This window comes from Streptomyces sp. NPDC006610 (genome assembly GCF_040611575.1).
In the GTDB taxonomy this organism is placed as follows: Bacteria; Actinomycetota; Actinomycetes; order Streptomycetales; family Streptomycetaceae; genus Streptomyces.
In genome coordinates, this window is sequence record NZ_JBEXOP010000042.1 from 58,379 (window position 1) to 67,763 (window position 9,385).

Here is a 9,385-nt window from a genome sequence, read left to right on the forward strand (position 1 = left end):
CGCGGGAGTAAATCGAACAATTCGATGGCGCAGGAAGAGACTTGCCGCCGACGGCACCCCGTCGGCCGCATCTCCATGGTGATCTCCGGCTACGAAAACCCCGCCAGAGCCACGCGTACGCCGACACCTCAAAATCATACGCTCGCAGGGAAGACGTCAGCCCCGGACCGGCCAGCAGCGGCTCCGCCGACCCGCACCCGAGCCGTACGCGGTCTCCCCGGCTTCCGCCGGGCCGGGGATGACCGGCGCGGTGATGGCTCCCGAGCTGTCCCCGCGGGGCCGCTGCCGCATCGCCCCCGTTCACCCGACGCCCCCGGGCAACGGGAAACGATCCAAAAAGCCGTCGCCGCCGACCAGATGGTCGCAACCACCGCGTCAGGAGAGTGCCGTCGGCTTGCGGGGCGGCGGCACCGCGCGCAGCAGCTCCCACAGCGGGCGTGAGCCGGATGCCCACGCGGCGAGAGTGCGGCGGTCGACGACGTGGAGGCGTTGCTGCCTGGCGAAGGTCACGGCGGGCTGGGTGACCCGTCCGTTGGTCACGATGACCGCGACGTCGGCGCCGTGGACCTGGCGGGCCGTGCCGTTGAGGACCTGGAGGTCCGGCGTGCCCACGGCGGCGCCGGCGAGGCCGTTGCGCCGGTGCTTGCACTGGATCACCCAGCGGCGTCCGTAGGGGTCGGTGGCCTTCACATCCGCGCCCAGGTCTCCGCCGCCTCCGACGCGTTCCGCGTCGGGGCAGCCGTCACGTCGCATCAGGTCACGCACAGCGTCCTCGAACCGGGTGTGATGCAGGGCGTCCAGCTGGGCCAGCCCGTAGCGCAGGGCCTGCGCACGGACCGCCTCCCACCGCGCTGCCTGGCGCTGCCGGTGGACCCGGCCGCCGACGGCCAGGACCGCGAGCACGCCCGCGGCCGACAGGACCCACCAGTGGGCCAGCAGCCAGTTGACCAGCCAAACCGTCAGGGCGACGGCCAGGCAAGCAGCCACCAGCAGCCCGACCAGCCGGTCATCCGCGCGCCGGCGCCGGCCCGGCCTGCGGGTGCGCCGCCGCGCCGGCGGACGCCTCGACGTCGTCGCCCTCCTCCTCCGTGCGCGAGGGCTCACCGGCTGGCCTGCGTAACACCGCTGGAGAGCTCGCCCAGGATGTCCACGACGGCCTGACCGACCGGGGTGGGAGCGAGCAGAACGCCGAGCGCCAGGATGACGACGGCAGTGGTCATCTCCTCGTTCCGGCTGCGAGCCTGCGTACGACGCCGCAACCGGAAGAACGCGACGACCGCGAGCAGCACGGCCACATTGATGGTCACCAACCGCCCAGACCTCCCCCACGACCAGCCATCGGCGGCACACCGCCCCGGCTTCTTGTGTAGCCGGACCGGACGGGCGAGGGGCGCGGGTTGCCGACAGATGGCACAAAGCCAACGGACCTGGCCGAATACCACGCGGAGCTCATGATCCATCCGTGCCGATACCCGTTGCCGCCCTCTCTGGTTATGCCGGTGTGGATGAGCGAGAGGCGGACTGGGGTGGCCCGTACCGGGCGGGACAACCTGGTCCATTCTTGTACCGGGTGGCCGCTGTCTACCGGCTGAGGGCCGAAGACCTGACCGGGATGGTGGCGGTGGCTGAAGCGGTATGGGCTGCGTCGGACGGCGAGGTGTTCCTCAATGCGGTGGCGCAGGAGCAGCTGGTCGGCTGGTGCCGGCCGGGTATCTGGCTGGGTGTGCCGTCGTTCACGGCCGCCCCGAATGCTGGACGGCTATGGCGGGGACAGGCGGGCTGGGCGCGGTGGCGGTGGGCCCGGGTGGCGCGTACAGGCCTGAACGCGGGTGGTCCGCGTGCGGGCGGGGCGGGCGGTGCGCCTGGGGAGGTGTTCTGCGCTGGCGTCGGCGGTGGTGCACGGGTGGTGGGACAGGAAGCGTTCGGGGAGCGTGAGGGGGTGCGGGAGCGGCGGCCGGAGCGGGTGCAGCGGGCCGGGGGGCCTCCTCGACGATCTTGTCTAGTTCTCGCGCAGCGGTGAGGAGAGTGGTGGCGTCGGTGCCGGGCAGGTGCGCCCGGGCGCGCCGTCGCGCATTGGCTCCCCGATGGGGTGGGCGGCGGTGGAGCTGTCCGCGGTGTTCGTGGGGGTACCTGCGCAGGTACCCCCACGAACGGTTGCAGGCTTTGGGTCCGTCACTGCGGTGGCGGGGGCTCTTCCTGTACGGGCTCGCCCCGGCCTACCGTCACCGACCAGGTGACCGAGGACGGTGCCGTCACTTCCACCGTGCCGGCCTTGTGCGCGGCGCGGGCAGCGAGCTGGTTGTAGGTGACCTCTGGCGTCCGTTTCCCGCACTCGAGGGGGAAGGACATGGACACCACCGGCACGTTCACCTTGATCGTCCCGGTTCCCTTGCAGCTGACCGCCACGATGAGGGCCTGGCCCTTCGCGCCCGCGGCGTAGTCGAAGGTGGCGTTGCCGCGGGTTGCGGCCTGCCGGCCGGCGAGGCTTTCACCGGAGCCTTCGTCGAGTTCGGGCGGTGTGACGGCGGCGGTCTGCCGGGACGGTGTCGTGCTGTGCCCGGCGCTGTCGGGGCTGGAGGCCGGTGCGGATGCCGGGGTGGCCTCGCTCGTTTCGTCGTCGCCGGTGGTGCAGGCGGTGGCAAGCGCCGCGACCATCAGGCCGAGGACTGCGTCCCGGGAGCGTGCCGTCAGCTTTCCCACAGGTACCAGCCGACCTTGCGGGGCGTGCAGAAGGTGACGTAGTGCTTCGGCCCGCGGGTGCAGTTCACGTAGACGTACTGGCTGTAGCCGTAGGGCTTGAGGCGGTAGACGCCGTAGCGGGCGTTGGTGGTCGTCTTGGGCGGCGTTTCGACCGAGATGGTGTTGTCGATCTTGGCCGTCAGCTCGACAGAGACGTTGACGCCGAACTCCGCTTCGACTTCCGCGATGGCAATGCCGGCGCTGACGTTGAGGTCACCGCTGACGCCGATGCCGACCTTGCCGGTCACTTCGGACGTGAACGTCGACTTGGCGGGGCGGGTGGTGCCGTTGTAGTTGGAGTTCGTCGTCCCGACGCCCTTGTGGTAATCCCTGTCCTTGGACGTGGAGTAGTAGCGGTAGCCGTCCGCGCAGCCGGCTCCGTCGGGCGTGGCCTGGTCACTGGGCTTGGTCGACGGTAAGGACGGGTCGTCGTCCACGGTGACCACCGGTGCCGGCGCCGCTGCGGTGGGCGCGCTCTCGACGAGGTCGGTCTCCTCCGGCTGCGGCGGGGCGACCGTCTCGACGACGGGTATGTCGCCGGCCTCGGGCGCCGGGTCCTCAGCGGCTGCCGGACCTGCCCCCGCAACCAGGGTCGCCGGGGTCATGCAGGCCAGAGTCAGCGCGGTACGCGCAACGCGCGGGTTATTCATGGAGCCACCTATCTCGGTGGGCCGCCCCCGTGGCGATCAACGATCCGAACGCTACGCAGCGGGTCATGCACGCAACAACCATGCACGGCAAAGCCTGAGATAGATTTGAGCAACGGTCAGTGACCAACACCTCACTCGACGCAATCAAGCCACACAGTCAGACGAAAAGCCGCCATCAGGAACGAACCTCGCCCGCCGCGGCTCACGCCGAACAAACCCGCACCACACACCGGCCGGCCGCTCGCCCGGAGCCCACGGGGACAAATGACAGCTCACGACATGGCGTTCCCAGCAGGGCCACGCCCTCATAGGGACGGCCCGCACCCTGCTGCCGTCCAGCCAACTGCTGCCAGCCGCCAGGAACAGATGCACGGGACCCCAAAGGCGAAACCGTGTGGTGAGCTACGGATGCACGGACCACGCCTGGCAGGCGAGAGGGCAGGTAGGGACGGGAGTTGCCGACCAGGAGCCCGTGAAGCCGGGCTGGCTCGTGGTGCCGATCAGCATCGTCAGTGGGAAGCCCTGACGGGGCAGGACATGCTCCCAGCCCGAAGCCCACCAGTCGTTGTGCATCGCCAGGCCCCGGCGCGGCCGGGCGCAGACGAGTTCTCAGTCATCCGTAGCTCTTCCTCGAGGGACGGCCAAACGCTCGCAGCGTACGCACTGTGACACAAAGCGTTCCTAGCGATGTCCAACCCAGGCCTGATGGTGGGACGCGACGTGCGGTCCCTCGCGCAGGCGGCTGCGCAGGACACCGACGCGTGTTCTGCCCTCCAGTGGCTGGTCGAGACAGGACGCATCCACCCCGACGCCCACATCCTCCACCTCGAGGTCCGCACCTGGCGGCCCCGCTGACGGCGGGACCCACACCACCCGCACCAGGCGTCAGCGGTCAGCCTCTTCGGACTGCTGCGTCTCGGCCTCCGGCGCCTCCGGTGCCTGCGCCGCCTTGGGCGCGGGGGCGGTGTAGAAGACGGACCGTCCCTGCTTGGTGCGCTCCGCCTGGCTCTTGGCCACGAGCCCTTCAAGCGTCACCCGCACGACGTTGGTCGTGAACTGGCGCTCGGGGTGCGCCTGACCGAGAGCAGCAGAGATCTCCGCAGCTGAGCGCGGTTCCTTCAGCTCAAGAAGGTGGTGGCGAATGAGCTCGACCAGGGTGGGCTGAGCTGCCTTCACGGCGTCCGTCGACTTGGCAGGTTTCTTGGGCACTGCCTTCGGGGATGCGGCAGTGGACTTGCGGGCCTTTTGCTTCCCGCCGCGGGCGGAACCGGTCTTGCGCCGGGGGGAGGGCACCGCGGCGGCGCTCTCGCCCTCCGCCGTGGATTGTGCCGGTGCCTTGGTGATGCCGAGTGCCTGCTGGATGTTCACCAGCACCGTGTAGTCGTGCCGCACCGCGGCAAGCTGCTCCTGCAGGGACGCGATCTCCGCACTGATACGTTCCTGCTCTTTCACGTTGCGTTCGAGGTCGTTGGTGACCTGGGCGACGTACTGCGATGTCAGTTCGGTAGCGGGCGTCGTTGTCTCGGGCATGGAGCTGACCTTCCTTCGTGTACGCGTCCGCGAGCTGCGCCCTATGTGCGTGACGCGGCTCCCGGGCGAGGTCGATGGCCCGGCAGGGCGCCGCAAGTGGCGCAAGATCCCTTTTGATGTAGCAGATGGTACGGAGGAACAGGACTGGTTGTACGTGTCAGACGAGGACTTCTTAGTCTTGAGACAGTCTCATAATTCTCACGCACGGCGCCTGCAGGGCAGTACGGCAGAAGGTGACGGGGCCTGCTCCCCTCTTCCTGAGTCTCGGCATCCAGCCTGGGCAACTCCGCATCGACCGGCTCCTTGACGAAGCCCACGAGACCGCCGACCCCGTCCATCTCATGCGCGTCTTCGGCACCAGCGACACCACCGCCATGAAATACGTCGAGGCCGCCCACCCCCACCGCTTCGCCAAAGATCCAACACGGGCCTAGCGGATTTCGCACAACTCCTACCTACGCATCAGGGTTCACCGGCTGCCACCGCTCGGCCGCCCGATCCCAGTACGTGCTCCAGCACGCCCGACCTGTGGCGACTACCGGCTCGGGCGCGGGAATGCGTCCAGCCGCCACAGCCGCCAGGAAGGCGTGCGCCTCGGACTGGGTCACGTGGTACACGGCTACGTGCTGGTCTGCCACCTCGCAGGCAAGTACCTCGGTGCGGTGGCTTCCCACCCTGCATAGGCAAATGCGGCACCAGATGTCCCACGGCCACTCAGCTGCGCGCCGTTTCTCTGCCGCATCGGCGGTGCGAAGCTCGGCTTCCGTGATGAGCTTCACGTAGGCGATCGGCTCCATCTCTGGCTGTGGTGCGGGCGCCCGCCCCGTCGCGGCCAGCACCTGAAGCTCCATCATCGCGCGCTGCCCTTCGTCATCGAGCTCTGGTGCCGCTCCTTCCGTCACCATCGTCAGCGCCCGGAGAAGTAACTCGCGGGCCGACGAGCTCAGAAGCGGTGGGTCTGTGTCTCGCCGGTGGTCACCGTGCACCACCACGCAACGTTGAAGTGAGTCGGTCTCGCGGCGTGGTGAGGGGTTCTCTCATTGGGGCTCCCGGGAACGAGACGGAGGCGCGACGGCCTGCAGCGACCTGCTGCGCATCGCCGTCGAAGCAGTATTCGTCCCCGCGTGGCAGCACCATCATGCCGGACTCGCAAGGGTCGGTTTTCCGCCCTCCCAGGCGATTTGGAGACGGGTTGCGCCCCTCGATAGGGGCTCGGCATGGCGGACCGGGGGCGCGGTCGCCGGGCCGGTCGTCTTCGGCTGCCGCCTGTGCACAGCCCGGCGCACGGGAACGGCCGTGCGGGTGGTGCGGTACGCGCCGCGATGGGAGCGGGTGTGCGCCCGGCACAGGCGGTAGCTCCTGGACGCGGACGCCGACCAGCCCCTGGAGCACCTGGACATGCGGAGTGTGCCGGAAGTAGCCGCGGCGCAGCGGCGGTGGACGGGTGTGGCACGGCGGGCAGCACGGGCCGGAGCAGATCCGGAGAGGGTGTTCGCGGTGGTGGCCCGGTGGTGGGAACAGACCCTGCAACAGAGCTGGAGCGGTGGCGGATCCTGGGCCGGGACACGGTCGTCCTCCCCGAGGTGGTGGCCGTCGCCGACGCACTGCTGGACCCGGTCATGGCCGAGCTGGGTGTGGAGGGATAGCGGGACCGGGCAACCGCGGCCGCTGAGCGCCGACGGGTCGTTCTGCCGCCGACTGGGCGCGCGTGTCGGGCGTGGGTGGCTGGGGCCGCTGCCCGCCACCGACTACGGCGGCCCTCTGACCTCGTGGATGGGCGCGGTCATCCGGATCCGCCGCGGCGGCGGGGGCCCGCGCCGTCCGTGAGACGTTCGCACAGCCGCGGCCGCTTATCGAGGGCGCCGAAGCGGCGGGCGACCCGATCGAAGTCCTGCCCGTCGTCTTTCACTCCCTATGGCACGGAAAGCGGACGACAGACCTGGAGACGCACTGCATGAGCGGGTCCTCGTCAGCACCGGCGCCGACAGTGCGAACGGCCGCGGCGGCCCGAGCAGCGGGGATGGACGATGAGCGTGCGGCGTGGCGGGCGGCCGGTGCTGCAGGTGGGAGCGCACGTCCGTTTCACCCAGCACACACCCGGCACACTCCCCCGCCACGCCTCCTACCTCCACCAGCGCACCGTCGGCCGCATCGGAAGCCTCGCCCGCCTCATCCGCCAAGCAGCCATCACCGCCATCGGCGACAGCACCGAACGCATCACCAAAAAAGCGCTCGAAGCCATCCAGCTCGACCACCTCGTCGAAGAGGCAAGCGCCCCCGAACCCGCCGACCCGCCAGAACGGCATGATGCGGACATGAAGACGACCACCGAGACGCCAGGCGGCGACGAGTTCGCTGCCCTCTGCCGGCAGGCCTGGGACACCCTGATCCCCGCCCGCGCCGGCTACCTCGCCGACGTCTCACCTCACTACGACGAGGTCCTCCACGACGTCGCGCAGCGCACCGAGCACACCGGCAGCCTCGGCAAGACGGACATCGCAGCCCTCATCGTCTGGAAACGGCTCTCCGCGCAAACCCGCTGGGTGACAGACCTCATGTCCCTGCCCGACACCCACGTACGAGCCGTCACCGAGCGAGCCGTCACCGCCGTCCGCGACACCACCCTCACCCGCAGCGAAGCCGCTCGCACCGGACGCGGCATCATCTGGGAACTGCCCGGCTTCCGCACCGGCGACGCCCTCGCCTCCGCCATCCTGACCGCAGCAGCACCCCAACGGATGGCCGTCTACGACCGCCGCGTGCAACACGCCCTCGACACCCTCCGCTTCTCCCTCACCCCCACACCGGGACGCTACGGCCGCTACCTCCAGCTCCTCGATGACCTCCTCCACCACGGCGGAGCACACGCCGACGGCTGGACCGCACGCAACATCGACACCGCCCTGTACTGGACCGGCAGACCTAACCCGGCACCAAGCCCTTGACCAGCACAAACCCGCGTCAGCCCTTTAGATGCCGGACACCACCACCACACCACCGTTCTCAACGGGACCCGAACGACCACAGGCCAGACGCCCCATCACCACTGCATCCAACACCCCGCAAGCACCGAACTCCTTATCAGGGAATCACCAACTCCCCAGCTCAAGCAGCCCTCGCCACACCAGCTACGAACCTCGTAATCACATGCGGGGCGAGCGCGGCTGGACCTTCGACGAACTCGCCGACCGCAGCGGACTGGCCCGCCGCACCCTCATTGACCTCGAACACGGCCACGCGACCGGCACTCTCACCACCTGGCACACCCTCGCCCACACCTTCGACGTGCCGATCGAACGCCTACTGGGCGCCCTCTGCGGCAGCCACGCTCCACCGGGCATCCAAAAGCCCTGATCCGCCCAGCGGCGATGAGGCTGCGGGCGCCGGCGAATCACCCGAAACGGCGAACAGTCACCAAATACGGAAACGGGAACCGAGGTTCTTGTTCGAACGCGCTGAACCGACCGTGTGACCTTGCCGCCGCCGTGTTGCACCTGTCCGCCGCGCCGCTGGCAGCCTCACCGCCATGCGCTTCACTTCAGCCTCCCCGGGCCGCAACTGGGACGGAAGCCCTCGCACCATCCGACACCCCCGCACCCTGCGCATCGCCACCACCAGCCCGAGCCGTCTGCTGCGCGCCGGACAAACGAGCCGCTGCCGCAACTGCGGCAACCGCGTCGACTGGTACGAGCGCGTCGACCATCGGCCCATCGCCCTGCACCCGGCCGAACTGCCCACCGCCCACGTCCCGGCCTCCTGCCGCTGGCACCTCAGCAGCGGCATCGCCCACCCGCACAGCGACGGCAGCCCATGGTGCCGCGTCCCGCACGCCGTCCTGTGCCCCCACCGTCCAGCGGCCACCTGCCTCGGCCCGTACCTCGAAGCCACCCGCCGACAACTGGCCGTCCGCCACCGCCGTCTGGCGCGGCGCCAAAGACGTCATGACCGGCTTCGACGGCACTCAACTGGCCCTGTCCCAGTCCTTCCGCTTCGGCCCCGACCTCGCCGCAGAAGCCAACCGCTGGCTGGCCCTCACCGACGCTCCCATCCGCCTCACCGGCACTCCTGCGGTGTCCACCGAGATCGGCCCTGTCCACCACCCGGACGCGATCCTGTGCCGCACCAACGTCGGAGCCATGTCCCACGTCATGGCCCTCATCGCAGCCGGTTACCGTGTCGCCCTGGCCGGGGGAGGAGACGCCCTGCGCAACCTCGCCCTCGCGGCCCGCGACCTTAAGGCCGTGTCCTATGTGGTGCTGGCTCGTTGAGTCGGCCATGGGGCGGGGTACGTGGAGTTGGATTGTTCCGGATGGGCTGTGGGAGATCGCAAAGCCGCTGATCCCGCCGTCGAAGGTGCGGCCGCAGGGCGGCGGGACGCAGGACACTCCTGATGAGACGTTGTTCGCGGCCATCATCTATGTGCTGGTCAGTGGCTGTGCCTGGCGGGCTCTGCCGCCCTGCTTCGG

13 protein-coding genes and 3 pseudogenes are annotated in these 9,385 nt (G+C 69.5%); 9 read left to right on the forward strand and 7 right to left on the reverse strand.

All coding sequences use genetic code 11. The annotated features are described in order from the left end of the window. Window positions 1–375: 375 nt before the first annotated feature. Together ABZY13_RS27580 and ABZY13_RS27585 are read right to left on the reverse strand one after the other, a co-directional pair. A complete protein-coding gene (locus ABZY13_RS27580) occupies window positions 376–1,104 on the reverse strand; it encodes a restriction endonuclease (RefSeq protein WP_356635362.1) in 729 nt (242 codons plus the stop codon). Further along, window positions 1,101–1,310, reverse strand: coding sequence for a hypothetical protein (locus tag ABZY13_RS27585; protein WP_356635364.1), 210 nt, complete (start codon window positions 1,308–1,310; stop codon window positions 1,101–1,103). The genes ABZY13_RS27580 and ABZY13_RS27585 overlap by 4 nt, the downstream gene beginning before the upstream one ends. Before the next feature lie 260 nt (window positions 1,311–1,570). On the opposite strand from ABZY13_RS27585, the gene ABZY13_RS27590 reads away from it, so the two are divergent. Continuing rightward, window positions 1,571–2,020 carry a hypothetical protein gene (locus ABZY13_RS27590; RefSeq protein ID WP_356635366.1) on the forward strand — a complete coding sequence of 150 codons (450 nt, stop codon included), beginning with the start codon at window positions 1,571–1,573 and terminating at the stop codon, window positions 2,018–2,020. A 152-nt stretch (window positions 2,021–2,172) separates the two neighbouring features. Here ABZY13_RS27590 and ABZY13_RS27595 read toward each other — a convergent pair whose 3' ends face one another. The 3 genes from ABZY13_RS27595 to ABZY13_RS27605 all read right to left on the reverse strand — a co-directional run bounded on the left by ABZY13_RS27595 (window position 2,173) and on the right by ABZY13_RS27605 (window position 3,962). Further along, window positions 2,173–2,700, reverse strand: a complete 528-nt coding sequence (locus ABZY13_RS27595) for a hypothetical protein (RefSeq protein WP_356635368.1) — start codon at window positions 2,698–2,700, stop codon at window positions 2,173–2,175. Next, complete coding sequence (locus ABZY13_RS27600; protein ID WP_356635370.1) at window positions 2,688–3,344, reverse strand: hypothetical protein; 657 nt, start codon at window positions 3,342–3,344, stop codon at window positions 2,688–2,690. Before ABZY13_RS27600 ends, ABZY13_RS27595 begins: the two co-directional genes overlap by 13 nt. Window positions 3,345–3,791: 447 nt before the next feature. Then, window positions 3,792–3,962, reverse strand: coding sequence for a DUF6042 family protein (locus ABZY13_RS27605; protein WP_356635372.1), 171 nt, complete (start codon window positions 3,960–3,962; stop codon window positions 3,792–3,794). 114 nt (window positions 3,963–4,076) lie between these two features. Between ABZY13_RS27605 and ABZY13_RS27610 the strand changes: the two genes are divergently transcribed. Further along, window positions 4,077–4,244, forward strand: coding sequence for a hypothetical protein (locus tag ABZY13_RS27610; protein WP_356635374.1), 168 nt, complete (start codon window positions 4,077–4,079; stop codon window positions 4,242–4,244). 30 nt (window positions 4,245–4,274) lie between these two features. Here the strand turns inward: ABZY13_RS27610 and ABZY13_RS27615 are convergent, their stop codons facing one another. Then, window positions 4,275–4,919, reverse strand: coding sequence for a hypothetical protein (locus tag ABZY13_RS27615; protein WP_356635376.1), 645 nt, complete (start codon window positions 4,917–4,919; stop codon window positions 4,275–4,277). 233 nt (window positions 4,920–5,152) lie between these two features. Here ABZY13_RS27615 and ABZY13_RS27620 point away from each other — a divergent pair, with 233 nt between their 5' ends. Next, entirely contained in the window at window positions 5,153–5,353 is a 201-nt protein-coding gene (locus tag ABZY13_RS27620; protein WP_356635378.1) for a hypothetical protein, read from the forward strand. 21 nt (window positions 5,354–5,374) lie between these two features. Here the strand turns inward: ABZY13_RS27620 and ABZY13_RS27625 are convergent, their stop codons facing one another. Continuing rightward, entirely contained in the window at window positions 5,375–5,824 is a 450-nt protein-coding gene (locus ABZY13_RS27625; RefSeq protein WP_356635380.1) for a hypothetical protein, read from the reverse strand. Window positions 5,825–6,430: 606 nt separating this feature from the next. Between ABZY13_RS27625 and ABZY13_RS27630 the strand changes: the two genes are divergently transcribed. The 6 genes and pseudogenes from ABZY13_RS27630 to ABZY13_RS27655 form a co-directional block, all read left to right on the forward strand. Further along, complete coding sequence (locus tag ABZY13_RS27630; protein WP_356635382.1) at window positions 6,431–6,565, forward strand: hypothetical protein; 135 nt, start codon at window positions 6,431–6,433, stop codon at window positions 6,563–6,565. A gap of 453 nt (window positions 6,566–7,018) precedes the next feature. After that, window positions 7,019–7,186 (forward strand): annotated as a pseudogene (locus ABZY13_RS27635) (ATP/GTP-binding protein); the annotation flags it as partial. Between the two features lie 880 nt (window positions 7,187–8,066). Beyond that, window positions 8,067–8,273: a helix-turn-helix transcriptional regulator gene (locus ABZY13_RS27640; protein ID WP_356635384.1), complete on the forward strand. Its 207-nt coding sequence runs from the start codon at window positions 8,067–8,069 to the stop codon at window positions 8,271–8,273. Window positions 8,274–8,445: 172 nt separating this feature from the next. Next, window positions 8,446–8,784, forward strand: a pseudogene (locus ABZY13_RS27645) (DUF6083 domain-containing protein); the annotation flags it as partial. A 40-nt stretch (window positions 8,785–8,824) separates the two neighbouring features. Next, a pseudogene (locus ABZY13_RS27650) lies at window positions 8,825–9,157 on the forward strand (DNA helicase); the annotation flags it as partial. A 37-nt stretch (window positions 9,158–9,194) separates the two neighbouring features. Then, on the forward strand, window positions 9,195–9,385 hold a 191-nt coding region (locus tag ABZY13_RS27655; RefSeq protein WP_356635386.1), incomplete at its 3' end, for a transposase.